This is a genomic window from Brevundimonas fluminis (assembly GCF_003934285.1).
Taxonomy (GTDB): Bacteria; Pseudomonadota; Alphaproteobacteria; order Caulobacterales; family Caulobacteraceae; genus Brevundimonas; species Brevundimonas fluminis.
In genome coordinates this window covers 1-16,928 of the sequence record NZ_RQWJ01000005.1, presented here as the reverse complement: position 1 = coordinate 16,928, position 16,928 = coordinate 1, and the positions used below count along the sequence as shown (strand labels likewise).

The window sequence follows — 16,928 nt, the reverse complement described above, 5'->3', positions numbered from 1 at the left end:
CGCGCTCCTCCCCAAGGGAGCCCGACATTTCAGGCGTCCAGGTCCCGAACGGACCGAGGGTGGACGCCGAAACACCGAAGTCCCGGGTCGCCGTTCGGCGGGCCGGGGCCGCCGCATTGAAAAGGCCCTGCCCGGGGCCGATTGGGAAAACAGAATGGCCAAGTCCATCGACGGTCTCGCGCTCGCCGCCCAGATCGCCTCCGCCACGTCGTTCACCGGCAAGAAGCGCATCCGCCACTCGTTCGGGAAGATCCCCGAGGCGGTGCAGATGCCGAACCTGATCGAGGTTCAGCGCGCCTCCTACGAGCAGTTCCTGCAGCGCGACGGCCGTCCGGGCCAGCGCACGGACGAGGGCATCGAGGCGGTCTTCAAGTCGGTGTTCCCGATCAAGGACTTCAACGAGCGCGCCGTCCTGGAATACGTCTCCTACGAGTTCGAGGAGCCCAAGTACGACGTCGAGGAGTGCATCCAGCGCGACATGACCTATGCCGCGCCGCTGAAGGTCAAGCTGCGCCTGATCGTGTTCGAGGCCGACGAGGAGACCGGCGCGCGCTCGGTCAAGGACATCAAGGAGCAGGACGTCTACATGGGCGACATCCCGCTCATGACGGACAAGGGCACCTTCATCGTCAACGGGACGGAGCGGGTCATCGTCTCGCAGATGCACCGCTCGCCGGGCGTCTTCTTCGACCACGACAAGGGCAAGACGCACAGCTCGGGCAAGCTGCTGTTCGCCGCTCGCGTCATCCCCTACCGCGGGTCCTGGCTGGACTTCGAGTTCGACGCCAAGGACATCGTCTACGTCCGCATCGACCGCCGCCGGAAGCTGCCGGCCTCGACCTTCCTGATGGCCCTGGGCATGGACGGCGAGGAGATCCTGAAGACCTTCTACGAAACCGTGCCTTATGAGAAGCGCGGCGAGGGCTGGGTCACGCCGTACAAGGCCGAGCGCTGGCGCGGGGTGAAGCCGGAGTTCGATCTGGTCGACGCCGACACGGGTGAAGTGATCGCCCCGGCCGGCACGAAGATCAGCGCCCGTCAGGCCAAGAAGCTGGGCGACACGACGAAGTCGCTGTCGCTGGCCGCCGACGCCCTGCTGACCAAGTATCTGGCCGCCGACGCGGTCAACATGGAAACCGGCGAGATCTACGCCGAGGCCGGCGACGAGCTGGACGGTCCGACCATCGAGCTGCTGGAGTCGCACGGCTTCACCACCATCGACGTGCTGGACATCGACCACGTCACGGTCGGCGCCTACATGCGCAACACCCTGCGCATCGACAAGAACACCGGCCGCGAGGACGCGCTGTTCGACGTCTATCGCGTCATGCGTCCGGGCGAACCGCCGACGCCGGAGGCCGCCGAGGCCATGTTCCAGTCGCTGTTCTTCGACAGCGAGCGCTACGATCTGTCGGCCGTCGGCCGGGTCAAGATGAACATGCGTCTGGAGACGCCGGAGGTCGGCGACGACATCCGCGTCCTGCGCAAGGAAGACGTGCTGAAAGTCCTGCAGATCCTGGTCGGCCTGAAGGACGGCGTCGGCGAGATCGACGACATCGACAACCTGGGCAACCGTCGCGTCCGCTCGGTCGGCGAGCTGCTGGAAAACCAGTACCGCGTCGGCCTGCTGCGCATGGAGCGCGCGATCAAGGAGCGCATGAGCTCGGTCGACATCGACACGGTCATGCCGCACGACCTGATCAACGCCAAGCCGGCCGCGGCGGCGGTGCGTGAGTTCTTCGGCAGCTCGCAGCTGTCTCAGTTCATGGACCAGACCAACCCGCTGTCCGAGATCACCCACAAGCGCCGCCTGTCGGCGCTTGGCCCGGGCGGTCTGACGCGCGAACGCGCCGGCTTCGAGGTGCGCGACGTGCACCCGACCCACTACGGCCGCATCTGTCCGATCGAAACGCCGGAAGGCCCGAACATCGGCCTGATCAACTCGCTGGCGACCCACGCCCGGGTCAACAAGTACGGATTCATCGAGAGCCCGTACCGTCGCGTGAAGGACGGCAAGGCCACGGACGAGGTCGTCTACATCTCGGCGATGGAGGAGGCGAAGCACGTCATCGCCCAGGCCAACATCGAGCTCAAGGGCGGCGAGATCGTCGACGATCTGGTCCCCGGCCGGGTCAACGGCGAATCCCAGCTGCTGACCAAGGACACGGTCGACATGATGGACGTGTCGCCGAAGCAGGTCGTTTCTGTCGCCGCCGCCCTGATCCCGTTCCTCGAGAACGACGACGCCAACCGCGCGCTGATGGGCGCCAACATGCAGCGTCAGGCCGTGCCGCTGGTCCAGTCGGACGCGCCCCTGGTCGGCACCGGCATGGAGGCGGTCGTGGCCGTGGACTCCGGCGCCGTGGTCGTGGCCCGTCGTGACGGCGTCGTCGAGCAGATCGACGGCACCCGCATCGTCGTGCGCGCCACCGGCGACGTGGACGCCGCCCGCTCGGGCGTCGACATCTACCGCCTGTCGAAGTTCCAGCGTTCGAACCAGTCGACCTGCATCAACCAGCGCCCGATCGTGCGCGTGGGCGACGTGGTCAAGGCCGGCGACGTCATCGCCGACGGCCCGTCGACCGACCTCGGCGAACTGGCGCTGGGCCGCAACGCCCTGGTCGCCTTCATGCCGTGGAACGGCTACAACTTCGAAGACTCGATCCTGATCTCCGAGCGCATCGTGCGCGACGACGTCTTCACCTCGATCCACATCGAGGAATTCGAGGTCATGGCCCGCGACACCAAGCTGGGACCGGAAGAGATCACCCGCGACATCCCGAACGTCGGCGAGGAAGCCCTGCGCAACCTCGACGAGGCCGGCATCGTGGCGATCGGCGCCGAGGTCCAGCCCGGCGACATCCTGGTCGGCAAGGTGACGCCGAAGGGCGAAAGCCCGATGACCCCGGAAGAGAAGCTGCTTCGAGCCATCTTCGGCGAAAAGGCCTCGGACGTGCGCGACACCTCGCTGCGTCTTCCGCCGGGCGTGGCCGGCACGATCGTGGACGTGCGCGTGTTCAACCGTCACGGCGTCGACAAGGACGAGCGCGCGGTCGCCATCGAGCGCTCGGAAATCGAGCGCCTTGGCAAGGACCGCGACGACGAGCTGGCGATCCTGGAGCGCAACGTCTACGGCCGCCTGAAGCCGCTGCTGGTCGGCAAGAACGCCACCTCGGGGCCGAAGGGTCTGGGTCGCGGGACCGTCACCGAGGAGAAGCTGGGCGAGCTTTCGCGCGGCCTGTGGTGGCAGATCGCCCTCGACGACGAGAAGGCCATGGGCGAGCTTGAGGCCATGAAGCGCCAGTTCGAGGACGCGCGGAAGGCTCTGGACCGTCGCTTCGAGGACAAGGTCGAGAAGCTGCAGCGGGGCGACGAACTGCCCCCGGGGGTCATGAAGATGGTCAAGGTCTTCGTGGCCGTGAAGCGCAAGCTTCAGCCGGGCGACAAGATGGCCGGCCGTCACGGCAACAAGGGCGTCATCTCCAAGATCCTGCCGATCGAGGACATGCCGTACCTTGAGGACGGCACCTCGGTCGACCTCGTGCTGAACCCGTTGGGCGTGCCCTCGCGCATGAACATCGGCCAGATCTTCGAGACGCACCTGGGCTGGGCCGCGGCCGGTCTGGGCAAGCAGATCGCCGGCCTGCTGGAGGACTGGCAGAACGGCGGACAGAAGAAGGCCCTGATCGAACGCCTGACCGACATCTACGGCAAGGACACGCCCCTGCCGGACGACGAGGCCGAGCTGGTCGAACTGGCCCGCAACCTGTCGAAAGGCGTCCCGTTCGCCACCCCGGTGTTCGACGGCGCGCACATCAACGACATCGAGCGCCTGCTGGGTGAAGCCGGTCTGGACAAGTCGGGTCAGTCGATCCTGTACGACGGCCAGACGGGCGAGCGCTTCAAGCGTCCGGTGACCGTCGGCTACATCTACATGCTGAAGCTGCACCACCTGGTGGATGACAAGATCCACGCCCGCTCGATCGGCCCGTACTCGCTGGTCACCCAGCAGCCGCTGGGCGGCAAGGCGCAGTTCGGCGGCCAGCGCTTCGGCGAGATGGAGGTGTGGGCGCTGGAGGCCTACGGCGCCGCCTACACCCTGCAGGAGATGCTGACGGTGAAGTCGGACGACGTGGCCGGCCGCACCAAGGTCTATGAGGCGATCGTCCGCGGGGACGACAGCTTCGAGGCGGGCATTCCCGAGAGCTTCAACGTGCTCATCAAGGAAATGCGCTCCCTGGGTCTGAACGTGGAGCTGGAGAACAGCTGATCCGGAACCTGAGCCCTCTCCCGCACGGCGGGGGAGGGCGGTCCGCTCCCTGAACCCCACTCCTCATCGATTTTCGCGGGTCATCCCGCAGCAAGGAACCAAGATGAACCAGGACGTCCTGAACATCTTCAACCCGGTCCCGGTCGCTCCGACCTTCGACCAGATCAAGATCGCTCTGGCCTCGCCGGAAAAGATCCGCTCGTGGTCGTTCGGCGAGATCAAGAAGCCGGAGACCATCAACTACCGCACGTTCAAGCCCGAGCGTGACGGCCTGTTCTGCGCCCGCATCTTTGGTCCGACCAAGGACTATGAGTGCCTGTGCGGCAAGTACAAGCGGATGAAGTACAAGGGCATCATCTGCGAGAAGTGCGGCGTCGAGGTCACCCTGGCCCGCGTCCGCCGCGAGCGCATGGGCCATATCGAGCTGGCCTCGCCCGTCGCCCACATCTGGTTCCTGAAGTCGCTGCCGTCGCGCATCTCGCTGATGCTGGACATGGCGCTGAAGGACGTTGAGCGCGTGCTCTACTTCGAGAACTACATCGTCACCGAGCCGGGCCTGACCCCTCTGAAGCAGAACCAGCTGCTGACGGAAGACGAGTTCTACCGCTACCAGGAGGAGTTCGGCGACGACGGCTTCACCGCCGAGATCGGCGCCGAGGCCGTGCGCAACCTGCTGATGGGCATCGACCTGCACGCCGAGGCCGAGAAGCACCGCGCCGAACTGGCCGACAACCCGTCGGAAATGAAGGCCAAGAAGGCGTCCAAGCGCCTGAAGCTGATCGAGGCCTTCCTTGAGAGCGGCAACAAGCCGGAGTGGATGGTCCTGACCATCGTCCCGGTCATCCCGCCGGAGCTGCGCCCGCTGGTGCCGCTGGACGGCGGCCGCTTCGCCACGTCCGACCTGAACGACCTGTATCGCCGGGTCATCAACCGCAACAACCGTCTGAAGCGCCTGATGGAGCTGCGGGCGCCGGACATCATCATCCGCAACGAGAAGCGGATGCTGCAGGAATCCGTCGACGCCCTGTTCGACAACGGCCGCCGCGGCCGCGTGATCACGGGCGCCAACAAGCGTCCGCTGAAGTCCCTGGCCGACATGCTGAAGGGCAAGCAGGGGCGCTTCCGCCAGAACCTGCTGGGCAAGCGCGTCGACTACTCGGGCCGTTCGGTCATCGTGGTCGGCCCGGAGCTGAAGCTGCACGAGTGCGGCCTGCCCAAGAAGATGGCGCTGGAGCTGTTCAAGCCTTTCATCTACGCGCGTCTGGACGCCAAGGGCCTGTCGGGCACCGTCAAGCAGTCCAAGCGGATGGTCGAGCGCGAGCAGCCGCAGGTCTGGGACATCCTGGAAGAGGTCATCCGCGAGCACCCGGTCCTGCTGAACCGCGCGCCGACCCTGCACCGTCTGGGCATCCAGGCGTTCGAGCCCAAGCTGATCGAAGGCAAGGCCATCCAGCTGCACCCGCTGGTCTGCGCCGCGTTCAACGCCGACTTCGACGGCGACCAGATGGCCGTGCACGTCCCGCTGAGCCTCGAGGCCCAGCTGGAAGCGCGCGTGCTGATGATGTCGACCAACAACATCCTGTCGCCCGCCAACGGCAAGCCGATCATCGTGCCGTCGCAGGACATCGTCCTGGGTCTGTACTACCTGTCGCTGGTCAAGGACGGTGAGCCCGGCGAGGGCAAGCTGTTCGCCAACATCGGCGAGATCGACGCGGCCCTGGACGCCGGCGTGGTCACCCTGCACAGCCGCATCAAGGCACGCTGGACCGAGATGGACGCGTCGGGCGAGCTGGTCACCAAGGTGATCGACACGACGCCGGGCCGCATGAAGCTGGCCAACCTGCTGCCGCGCAACGTCAACATCGGCTACCGGCTGCTCGAAAAGAACCTGACCAAGAAGGAGATCGGCAACCTGATCGATCAGGTCTATCGCCACTGCGGTCAGAAGGCGACGGTCATCTTCGCCGACCAGATGATGGGCCTGGGCTTCCGCGAGGCCGCCAAGGCCGGCATCTCGTTCGGCAAGGACGACATCGTCATCCCGGCCAAGAAGGTGGAGCTGGTCAGCGAGACCCGCGCCCAGGTCGAGGAGTACGAGCAGCAGTACGCCGACGGCCTGATCACCAAGGGCGAGAAGTACAACAAGGTCGTCGACGCCTGGGCCAAGGCCACCGACCGCATCGCCGACGCCATGATGGGCGAGATCGCCCAGCCGCGCGTCCTGCATGAGGGCGAGCGGCCGGACGTCAACTCGGTCTACATGATGGCCCACTCCGGCGCCCGCGGTTCGCAGGCGCAGATGAAGCAGCTGGGCGGCATGCGCGGCCTGATGGCCAAGCCCTCGGGCGAGATCATCGAGACGCCGATCGTGTCGAACTTCAAGGAAGGCCTGACCGTGCTGGAGTACTTCAACTCCACCCACGGCGCCCGCAAGGGTCTGGCCGACACCGCGCTGAAGACCGCCAACTCGGGCTACCTGACCCGTCGTCTGGTCGACGTGGCGCAGGATTCCATCGTCACCGAGGAAGACTGCGGCTCGACCCGCGGCATCACCCTGCGCGCGGTGGTCGAGGGCGGCGACGTGCTCGTCTCGCTGGGCCAGCGCGTCTTGGGCCGTTACGCGGCCGAGGACATCAAGGAGCCGGGCTCCGACACCGTCCTGTTCCCCGCCGACACCTATCTGCAGGAAGAGGAGATCGAGGTCCTCGAACAGGCGGGCGTGCAGTCGGTCAAGGTCCGCTCGGCCCTGACCTGCGAGGCGGACGCCGGCATCTGCGGCATGTGCTACGGCCGTGACCTGGCGCGCGGCACCAACGTGAACATCGGTGAGGCCGTGGGCGTCATCGCCGCCCAGTCGATCGGCGAGCCGGGCACCCAGCTGACGATGCGGACCTTCCACATCGGCGGCACGGCCCAGGTCGCGGAGACCTCGTTCTTCGAGGCGACCAACGCCGGCACGGCCAAGGTCACGGGCCCGACCGTGAAGGCGGCGCACGGCGACCTGGTGGCCATGAGCCGCAACGTCGTCGTCACCATCGTGGTCGACGGCAAGGATCGCGAAAGCCACAAGATCCCGTACGGCGCCCGCATCCGGGTCAAGGACGGGGCCGAAGTCGGCAAGGGTCAGCGCCTGGCGGAGTGGGATCCCTACACCACCCCGATCCTGACCGAGGTCGGCGGCACGATCCGCTTCGAGGATCTGGTCGAGGGCCTGTCGGTCCGCGAGGAGACCGACGAGGCCACCGGCATCGCCAACCGCGTCGTCTCGGACTGGCGCGCCAGCCCGCGCGGCTCGGACCTGCGTCCGGCCATGGGCGTCACCACCGGCGACGCCTACGCCAAGCTGGCTTCGGGCGGCGACGCCCGGTACCTGCTGCCGGTCGGCGCGGTCCTGTCGGTGTCCAACGGGGACCAGGTCAAGCCGGGCGAGATCATCGCCCGCGTCCCGACCGAAGGCGCCAAGACCCGCGACATCACCGGCGGTCTGCCGCGGGTGGCCGAGCTGTTCGAGGCGCGTCGTCCCAAGGACTGCGCGGTCATCGCCGAGATGGACGGTCGCGTCGAATTCGGTCGTGACTACAAGAACAAGCGCCGCATCAAGATCACTCCGGAAGTCAGCGCCGACGGCATCCAGGGCGAAGCGGTCGAGTTCCTGATCCCCAAGGGCAAGCACATCTCGGTGCAGGACGGCGACCTGATCCAGAAGGGCGACTACATCATCGACGGCAACCCGGATCCGCACGATCTGCTGCGCATCCAGGGCGTCGAGGCCCTCGCCGAGTACCTCGTCAACGAGGTGCAGGAGGTCTATCGACTGCAGGGCGTGCCGATCAACGACAAGCACATCGAGGTGATCGTCCGCCAGATGCTGCAGAAGGTCGAGGTCCTGGATCCGGGTGAGACCACCCTGATCAAGGGCGACACCGTCGAGGTCGCCGAGGCCGTTCTGGAGAACCAGAAGGTCGAGAAGCGCGGCGGCCGTCCGGCCACCACGCAGCCGGTCCTGCTGGGCATCACCAAGGCGTCGCTGCAGACCCGCAGCTTCATTTCGGCGGCGTCGTTCCAGGAGACCACCCGCGTCCTCACCGACGCCTCGGTCAACGGCAAGATCGACACCCTCGAAGGGCTGAAGGAGAACGTCATCGTGGGCCGCCTGATCCCGGCGGGCACGGGCGCCTATCTGCGCAGCCTGCAGCGCGTCGCCAACGAGCGCGACGCGGCCCTGACCGACGCCCGCGAAGCGGCGGTCGAGGCCCTGCCGGCCGATCTGGCCGCGGAGCTGGAGACGACCGAGGGCTGAGCCCCCGCGTGACGACTAACGGAACGGGGCGGTCCTTCGGGGCCGCCCTTTTTCGTCGTCTCAGCGCGCCTTGCCGCCTTGAGCCCCGGTCATCACGTCGTTGTTGTCGCGCCGCCAGCCCCGATCCAGATGCCGGCCCGGGCAGCCCGTGCCGAAGTTGGAGCCGGGACAGTCGCCGTGCTCGCCCAGACCGGTTCCACCCGCCAACGGACGCCGACGCCCTTCATAGGCTTCGATCTCGCGCGCCCCCTGGGCCGCGAAACGGGCGTCGCGCCCGGCGTCGCCGCTGCCGCCTATCGGCGGGGCGGCGCCCGCCGCGCGGTTGAAGGACTCGTCGCACTGCGCCTGTTCGCCGGCGGACAGACGGCCGTTCATCACGTCGCAGCCGATCATGCTCCCGCGCAGGCTGCGGCCGACCTGGCGGCCCGTCGGCGCGCCGGGAACTCGCCAGGCGTCGTCGATGCCCTGCTCCGCCGCAGAAGGGCCGGGTGCCCCGGCCGCCGGCGTGCGCGGGACGGGAGCGCCGGGCACGTCTTCCTCGTCCTCGCGCCGGACCGGGCTGGAGGCAGACTCCGTCGACGCGCGCCGCTCGGCGGCGGTTTCGGTCTCCTGCGGCGCGGCGAGGACGGGTTCGCGCGGGCGTTCGCCGCGCAGCAGCGGGCGGGGTTCGATCTGGATGAGGACGACCGGACGCTCCGGCCCGGTCCAGGCGTCCATCTGCACGGCGCGAAGGCCCAGAACGCCCAGGACCACGGCATGCGCGGCGGCCGATCCGATGAGGATCGCCGGCGTCCGCCACCGCGTCCCTGTCTTGCCCGTCGCCATCCGCCCCCGCTCGACCCCGATGGGGCGAGGACATCGGTCAAGCATGGCGAAGATGCGGCCCCTTCGCGGCTATTCCCGCCGCAGCGCCTCGATCGGATCCAGCTGCGCCGCGCGCCACGCCGGGTAGGCCCCGAAGACCACGCCGACGAAGCTTGAGAAGCCGATGGCCAGCGGCGCCGCCCACGCCGGGATCACCGACGGCCAATCCCCCAGCGTCGACATCAGCAAGGCGCCCCCCACGCCGATGGTCAGCCCGATCAGCCCGCCCAGCAGCGACAGGGCCACGGATTCCAGCGCGAACTGGGTGAGGACGTCCGAGCGCCGGGCCCCGATGGCCATGCGCAGGCCGATTTCGCGCGTCCGCTCGGTCACCGAGACCAGCATGATGTTCATGATGCCGACCCCGCCGACGATCAGCGACACGCCGGCCACCGCCGCCAGCAGGATCGTGAACGTCTGGGTCGAGCTCTGGGCCGCCTCCTGCACGGAGGTCAGGTTCTGGACGTTGAAGTCGTCGTCCTGGCCCGGCTGGATCCTGTGCCGCTGCCGCAGAAGTTCGGCCACGTCCTGCTCAAGCTGGAACAGGGCGTCCTCGTCGACCGCCTTCACGTACACCTGGTTCACGCTGTTCCCGCGCGCGCCCGGACCGCGGCCGATCACGCGGCTGCGCGCGGCGTCCAGCGGGATGACGACGATGTCGTCCTGGTCCTGGAAGCCCGACTGACCCTTGGGGGCCAGCACGCCGATCACCTGGAACGGGATGGGCCCCACGCGAATGCGCTGTCCCACCGGGTCGACCCCCTCGCCGAACAGCTCGGTGACCACGGTCTGGCCCAGCACCGCGACCTTGCGCCCGCTCTCGGCCGCCGCCTCGTCGAACATCTGGCCGGAGGCGATCTCGAGATCGCGAGCGACCAGATAGTCGGGCGTCACCCCCTCGATCCGGCTGGACCAGTTGGCGCCCTCGTAGACCAGCTGGGCGCCGCCGTTGATGGCCGGCGAGATCGCGGCCACGCCGTCGAGGGTGCGCATCGCCTCGGCGTCGTCGACGGTCAGGCTGGCTCCTGATCCGCCCGCGCCGCGCACGAAGCCGCCGCCGCCCCCGCTCCGGGGCGCGCCGGGCCTCACCACCAGCATGTTCGTGCCCAGGCTCGACAGGGCCTGCTCGACCCGCTGCTGGGCCCCCACGCCGATGGAGGTCATCATGATCACCGCCGCGACGCCGATGACCACGCCCAGCGACGTCAGGGCCGACCGCATCGGATGGGCCATGATGGCTCCGACGGCGAAACGCACCAGTTCCAGCGAACTCATGCCGCCGGTGGAGAAGTGCAGGGTCTGGCCCTTGGTCGAGGTCTTATCCAGCATTGCGGTCATCCTGCACGACGTGCCCGTCGCGGAAGGCGATGCGGCGACGGGCGCGCGCCGCCACTTCCTGGTCGTGGGTGACGATGCACAGCGTCAGTCCCTGGGCGTTCAGCTCGTCGAACAGGGCCAGCACCTCCTGACCCGTGGCCGTGTCCAGCGCGCCGGTCGGCTCGTCGGCCAGCAGCAGGTCAGGCGCATTGGCCAGGGCGCGGGCGATGGCCACGCGCTGCTGCTGCCCTCCGGACATCTGCGTCGGCCTGTTGTTCAGCCGGTGCTCCAGCCCGACGCGCGTCAGCAGCTCGACCGCCCGTTCGCGCCGCACGGCCGGGTCCACTCCGGCATAGATCATCGGCAGCTCGACGTTCTGCGCCGCCGTCAGGCGAGGCAGCAGCTGGAACGACTGGAAGACGAAGCCGATGCGCCGGTTGCGAAAGCCGGCCAGCTGGTCGTCGTCGAAGTCCTCCACGGGTTCGGACTCGAAGCGGTACAGGCCGCTGGTCGGGCGATCGAGCCCGCCCAGCACGTTCATCAGCGTCGACTTCCCCGACCCGGACGGGCCCACGATGGCGACGTGCTCGCCGCGATCGATGCGCAGCGAGACGCCGGCGAGGGCCGAGATGACTTCGTCGCCCATCACGTAGGTCTTGGTCAGGCGGTCGATCTCGATCATCCGCCGAACCCGCCGCCCGTCATGCGCCGGGCCTGCTGCTGGGCGCGTTCGTCGGTGCGGCGCGGACCGCCGCCGGTGATGACCTGATCGCCTTCCTTCAGCTCGCCGCCCAGAACCTCGGTGTAGCTGCCGTCGGTGGCGCCGGTCCGGATGGAGACCTGCACGGGCTTGCCGCCGCGCAGGACCCAGACCGTGCCGCGTCCGCCGCCGCCGGCGAACCGGCCGCGCAGGGCCTCCAGCTTCACCTGCTGGTCCGGCCGCAGCAGGGGCTTGATCTCGTCGAAGGCCTTGTTGAAGGCGGCGGCCGCCGCCGGGTTCATGCCGCGTCGCCGCTGGCCGCCCTGCTGGCCGCCGCCCGCACCCCGCGCCGCCCGCGCCTCCTGCTGGGCGCGGTCGAGGATCGGCTGCACCCGGGCTCTCTGCGCGGCGTCGAGGCCCAGCTCCTCGATGACGGCCGCCGCCATGTTGCCGCGGCCGGGCGCGCCGCCCGCCCGACGCTGCTGTCCGCCGCCGGCGCCCGGGCCGAACGGCGAGTTCCCACCGCCGCGGCCCCCCTGCTGCGGCGTCTCGACGTCCGCCGGCGTGAACCGCAGGGCCGAGTTGGGCACGCGCAGCACGCCGCGCTTCTCCTCCAGAACGATCTCGGCGTTCGCCGTCATTCCGGGCAGCAGCCGTTCGCCGGGATTGTCTGCCTCGACCACGACCGTATAGGCCACGACGTTGGACTCCGTCGTCGGCAGGACACGGATCTGGGTGACCTCGCCCGTGAAGTTGTCGTCGGCGAAGGCGTCGACCGTGAACCGCACCGGCTGGCCGACGCGCACCTGTCCGATGTCGGCCTCGTCGACGTTCACCAGCGCCTGCACCCGGCCAAGATCCTGCGCCAGGGTGAAGAGCACGGCGACGTTCAGGCCCGAAGCCACGGTCTGGCCGGGCTCGATCTGGCGGTCGATGACGATGCCGTCGATGGGGGCGGTGATGGTGGTCCGGCCCAGGGTGGCCTGGTTGGAGCGCAGCGACGCCTGCGCCTGCCGCACCTGCGCCTGCGCGCTGGCGACGTTGGCGCGGGCGGTGCGCAGCGACGCCTCCGCCGTGTCCAGCGCCGCCTGGGCGATGATCTGGCGGTCGAACAGATACTTCTGCCGGTCGTACTCGGCCTGGGCCAGGGCGACCTGCGCCTGGGCCTGCGCGACGCCGGCCTGGGCCGAGGCGATCTGGGCCTGCGACTGCTCCACGGCGCTGCGCTGGTTCTGGGGATCCAGAACGGCCATGACCTGACCACGCCGGACGCGGTCGTTGTAGTCGACCATGACCTGCGTCACCTGGCCGGAGATCTGGGAGCCGACCTCGACGGTGACCAGCGCCTCCAGCGTCCCGGACGCCGACACCGACCGCGTGATCTCTCCGCGCCTCACGGCCTCGGTGCGATAGGGCTCGGCGTTTCCGTCCCCGCGCAGGAAGAAGAACCAGATCCCCAGCGCCGCCAGCAGCACGGCGCCGATCCCGAACAGCAGACCGCGCCGCGGCCGGCGGAACCGGGGCTTCGTCGTCTTGGGGGCGGCGAGCGGCGTGGCGGTCATGGGCGACGGATCTTCACTGGCTGGAGGGCGCGAGCCCGGTCATGTGCTAACGCTTGAAGGAGCGCTTTCCGTCGCAGGAGCAACCCCATGCCGAACAGGCTTCTCCCGACATTCGGCGTCGCGGCGATCCTGGCCGGTTGCGCGCCGACCATGGAGACCGAGCTCGGCCCGGCGCGCGCCATCGTCGTCCTCAACTGCGGGGCCACGCCCCAGGGCATCGCCCGGGACTGCCGTGTGGTGCGCGAGGAGCCCGCCGGATTCGGCTATGGCCTTCACGCCAAACACGGGGCGGAAGGGCGCCACGACCTGAACGTCGAAGGCGGCAACGAGATCTGGACCCCTGAAACCCGGGTCGAATTCACCATCCGCTTCGCGCCCGCCGGACCTCCACAGGCTTCCGGCCCCCGCCCTTGACCCGGCGGCCCCGCGCGCGTAGAAGCCGCCCACCTTCGAGAGGGCGTCCGCGTCCGCTCCGATCGTGACAATTCACTCTACGGGCTGTGCCCGCCGGAACGTCCTCAGCGCGCGTTCCGGCTTTTGCGTTTGTCGTGACGGCTCGAAATCACCCGGGGGCGGTCCGTCAGGTCCGTCCGAAAAGAAGGCGTCGAGGCGCTCCGGCCGAAAGGCACACGCCTCCATCGATTGAAGAAGAGAGACGAGTTCGAATGCCCACGATCAACCAGCTGATGCGCAAGCCCCGCCAGCCGAAAGTCGCCCGCAACAAGGTGCCGGCCCTGAAGGGCTGCCCGCAGCGCCGCGGCGTCTGCACCCGCGTCTACACCACGACCCCGAAGAAGCCGAACTCGGCTCTGCGTAAGGTCGCCAAGGTGCGCCTGACCTCGGGCATCGAGGCCGTGTGCTACATCCCCGGCGAAGGCCACAACCTGCAGGAACACTCGGTGGTCCTGATCCGCGGCGGCCGCGTGAAGGACCTTCCGGGCGTCCGCTACCACATCCTGCGCGGCGTGCTGGACACGCAAGGCGTCAAGGACCGCAAGCAGCGCCGTTCGCACTACGGCGCCAAGCGTCCGAAGTAATCCGCCCTGCGCGCCCTACAGATTCAAGAGGATTGATCCATGTCCCGTCGTCACCGCGCCCAGAAGCGTGAAGTCCTGCCGGATCCCAAGTTCGGCGACCTGATCGTCACCAAGTTCATGAATTACGTCATGTACGAGGGCAAGAAGGCCGTCGCCGAGAACATCGTCTACGGCGCCTTCGACATCCTGGCCGAGAAGAAGAAGGACCAGGAGCCGGTCGCCACCTTCCACTCGGCGCTGGACAACGTCGCCCCGTCGGTCGAGGTCCGCTCGCGTCGCGTCGGCGGCGCCACCTATCAGGTGCCGGTCGAGGTCCGTCCGGACCGTCGTCGCGCCCTGGCCATCCGCTGGCTGGTCAACGCCGCCCGCAAGCGCGGCGAGAACACCATGACGGAAAAGCTGGCCGCCGAGCTTCTGGACGCCGCCAACAACCGCGGCACCGCCGTCAAGAAGCGGGAAGACACCCACAAGATGGCCGAAGCCAACCGGGCCTTCTCGCACTACCGCTGGTAAGGGCTTCCGCCCGCCGGGGCTCGCCGCACTGGCGGGCCCCGCGGGATTGGGCTAGACCGCCCGCGCTCCGACCAGACCCCATTCCAAGGGCCGCGCACTCCGCCGGTCCGCATCGACCGCAAGGCACGCTCCCCAATGCCCCGCACGCATAAAATCGAAGACTACCGCAACTTCGGCATCATGGCCCACATCGACGCGGGCAAGACGACGACGACCGAGCGGATCCTGTATTACACCGGCAAGTCCCACAAGATCGGCGAAGTCCACGACGGCGCCGCCACCATGGACTGGATGGACCAGGAGCAGGAACGCGGCATCACCATCACCTCGGCCGCGACGACCGCCTTCTGGCGCGAGAAGCGCCTGAACATCATCGACACCCCCGGCCACGTGGACTTCACGATCGAGGTCGAGCGCTCGCTGCGTGTGCTGGACGGCGCCGTGACCGTGCTGGACGGGAACGCCGGCGTGGAACCCCAGACCGAGACCGTCTGGCGCCAGGCCGACAAGTACCGCGTGCCGCGCATCGTCTTCGTCAACAAAATGGACAAGATCGGCGCCGACTTCGACAAGTCGGTCGAGTCCATCCGCGACCGTCTGGGCGCCAAGGCCGTGCCGATCCAGCTGCCGATCGGTTCGGAGTCCAACCTGTCGGGTCTGGTCGACCTGGTCCGCATGACCGGCGTGGTCTGGGACAACGACGGCCTGGGCGCCTCCTACAAGGACGTGCCGATCCCGGCCGACATGGTCGAGAAGGCCGCCGCCGCCCGCCAGTACCTGATCGACAACGCCGTCGAGCTCGACGACGAGGCGATGGAAGCCTACCTGGACGGCCTGGAGCCGTCGGAAGAGACGATCAAGAAGTGCATCCGCAAGGCGGTGCTGACCGGCGCCTTCTATCCGATCCTGTGCGGCTCGGCCTTCAAGAACAAGGGCGTGCAGACCCTGCTGGACGCCGTCGTCGACTACCTGCCGTCGCCGATCGACATCCCGGCGACCCAGGGCATCGACTACAAGACCGAGGAGCCCGTCACCCGCAGGGCGTCGGACGACGAGCCCCTGTCGGTCCTGGCCTTCAAGATCATGGACGACCCCTTCGTCGGCTCGCTGACCTTCTGCCGCCTGTACTCGGGCAAGATGGAAACGGGCATGGGCCTGCTGAACTCGACCCGCGACCGCAAGGAGCGCGTCGGCCGCATGCTGCTGATGCACTCGAACAACCGCGAGGACATCAAGGAAGCCTATGCCGGCGACATCGTCGCCCTGGCCGGCCTGAAGGACACCCGCACGGGCGACACCCTGTGCGACCCGGTCAAGTCGCCGGTCATCCTGGAGCGCATGGAGTTCCCGGCCCCCGTGATCGAGATCGCCGTGGAGCCCAAGTCCAAGGCCGACCAGGAGAAGCTGGGCGTCGCCCTGGCCAAGCTGGCCTCGGAGGACCCGTCCTTCACCGTCTCGACCGACCATGAGTCGGGCCAGACGATCCTGAAGGGCATGGGCGAGCTGCACCTGGACATCAAGATCGACATCCTGAAGCGCACCTACAAGGTCGAGGCCAACATCGGCGCGCCGCAGGTGGCGTATCGCGAGAGCCTGGGCCGCAAGGCCGAGATCGACTACACCCACAAGAAGCAGACCGGCGGCACGGGCCAGTTCGCCCGCGTCAAGCTGGTGTTCGAGCCGGGCGAGCCGGGCTCGGGCTTCGTCTTCGAGTCCGCCATCGTCGGCGGCGCGGTGCCCAAGGAATACATCCCGGGCGTGCAGAAGGGTCTGGAGTCGGCCAAGGACAACGGCCTGCTGGCCGGCTTCCCGCTGATCGACTTCAAGGCGACCCTGATCGACGGCGCCTTCCACGACGTCGACTCCTCGGTGCTGGCCTTCGAGATCGCCTCGCGCGCCGCCTTCAAGGAACTGCGCACCCAGGGCGCGCCGAAGCTGCTCGAGCCGATCATGGCCGTCGAGGTGGTGACCCCGGAAGAGTATCTGGGCTCGGTCATCGGCGACCTGAACGGCCGTCGCGGCATGATCCAGGGTCAGGACATGCGCGGCAACGCCACCGTCGTGAACGCCTTCGTGCCGCTGGCCAACATGTTCGGCTACGTGAACACCCTTCGCGGGATGTCGCAGGGCCGCGCCCAGTTCACCATGCAGTACGACCACTACGACCCGGTGCCGCAACACGTCGCCGACGAAGTGATCAAGAAGCACTCCGCCTAAACCCACACCCCCAACCAGACAGGAACCCCGGTTCGGGGACTGAGGAGCTAAGAGAATGGCCAAGGAAAAGTTCGAACGCACGAAGCCGCACTGCAACATCGGCACGATCGGTCACGTGGATCACGGCAAGACGACGCTGACGGCGGCG

11 protein-coding genes are annotated in these 16,928 nt (G+C 68.2%); 7 read left to right on the top strand and 4 right to left on the bottom strand.

The annotated features are described in order from the left end of the window. The first annotated feature begins 154 nt into the window (after positions 1–154). Both rpoB and rpoC read left to right on the top strand, forming a co-directional pair. Positions 155–4,270: a DNA-directed RNA polymerase subunit beta gene (gene rpoB, locus EFJ44_RS12175; RefSeq protein ID WP_125257499.1), complete on the top strand. Its 4,116-nt coding sequence runs from the start codon at positions 155–157 to the stop codon at positions 4,268–4,270. A gap of 103 nt (positions 4,271–4,373) precedes the next feature. Next, a complete protein-coding gene (gene rpoC, locus EFJ44_RS12170) occupies positions 4,374–8,570 on the top strand; it encodes a DNA-directed RNA polymerase subunit beta' (protein WP_125257498.1) in 4,197 nt (1,398 codons plus the stop codon). 60 nt (positions 8,571–8,630) lie between these two features. Here rpoC and EFJ44_RS12165 read toward each other — a convergent pair whose 3' ends face one another. The 4 genes from EFJ44_RS12165 to EFJ44_RS12150 form a co-directional block, all read right to left on the bottom strand. Then, positions 8,631–9,395: a hypothetical protein gene (locus tag EFJ44_RS12165; protein WP_125257497.1), complete on the bottom strand. Its 765-nt coding sequence runs from the start codon at positions 9,393–9,395 to the stop codon at positions 8,631–8,633. A 69-nt stretch (positions 9,396–9,464) separates the two neighbouring features. Continuing rightward, the gene (locus tag EFJ44_RS12160) at positions 9,465–10,763 is read right to left on the bottom strand and encodes an ABC transporter permease (RefSeq protein ID WP_206426916.1); all 1,299 of its coding nucleotides are present in this window, start codon (positions 10,761–10,763) and stop codon (positions 9,465–9,467) included. Next, positions 10,753–11,433 carry an ABC transporter ATP-binding protein gene (locus tag EFJ44_RS12155; protein WP_125257496.1) on the bottom strand — a complete coding sequence of 227 codons (681 nt, stop codon included), beginning with the start codon at positions 11,431–11,433 and terminating at the stop codon, positions 10,753–10,755. Before EFJ44_RS12155 ends, EFJ44_RS12160 begins: the two co-directional genes overlap by 11 nt. Further along, positions 11,430–13,013 carry an efflux RND transporter periplasmic adaptor subunit gene (locus EFJ44_RS12150; RefSeq protein WP_125257495.1) on the bottom strand — a complete coding sequence of 528 codons (1,584 nt, stop codon included), beginning with the start codon at positions 13,011–13,013 and terminating at the stop codon, positions 11,430–11,432. The genes EFJ44_RS12155 and EFJ44_RS12150 overlap by 4 nt, the downstream gene beginning before the upstream one ends. Positions 13,014–13,100: 87 nt before the next feature. Between EFJ44_RS12150 and EFJ44_RS12145 the strand changes: the two genes are divergently transcribed. The 5 genes from EFJ44_RS12145 to EFJ44_RS12125 all read left to right on the top strand — a co-directional run. After that, positions 13,101–13,427 (top strand): hypothetical protein, encoded by a 327-nt coding sequence (locus EFJ44_RS12145; protein WP_125257494.1) that lies wholly within the window; start codon positions 13,101–13,103, stop codon positions 13,425–13,427. A gap of 251 nt (positions 13,428–13,678) precedes the next feature. Further along, on the top strand, positions 13,679–14,050 hold the full coding sequence (rpsL, locus tag EFJ44_RS12140; RefSeq protein WP_125257493.1) for a 30S ribosomal protein S12: 372 nt from the start codon (positions 13,679–13,681) through the stop codon (positions 14,048–14,050). A gap of 39 nt (positions 14,051–14,089) precedes the next feature. Next, entirely contained in the window at positions 14,090–14,563 is a 474-nt protein-coding gene (gene rpsG, locus EFJ44_RS12135) for a 30S ribosomal protein S7 (protein WP_125257492.1), read from the top strand. 135 nt (positions 14,564–14,698) lie between these two features. Continuing rightward, on the top strand, positions 14,699–16,780 hold the full coding sequence (gene fusA / locus EFJ44_RS12130; protein WP_125257491.1) for an elongation factor G: 2,082 nt from the start codon (positions 14,699–14,701) through the stop codon (positions 16,778–16,780). Positions 16,781–16,835: 55 nt separating this feature from the next. Beyond that, the coding region (locus tag EFJ44_RS12125) for a GTP-binding protein (RefSeq protein WP_132095103.1) at positions 16,836–16,928 on the top strand (93 nt) is incomplete at its 3' end.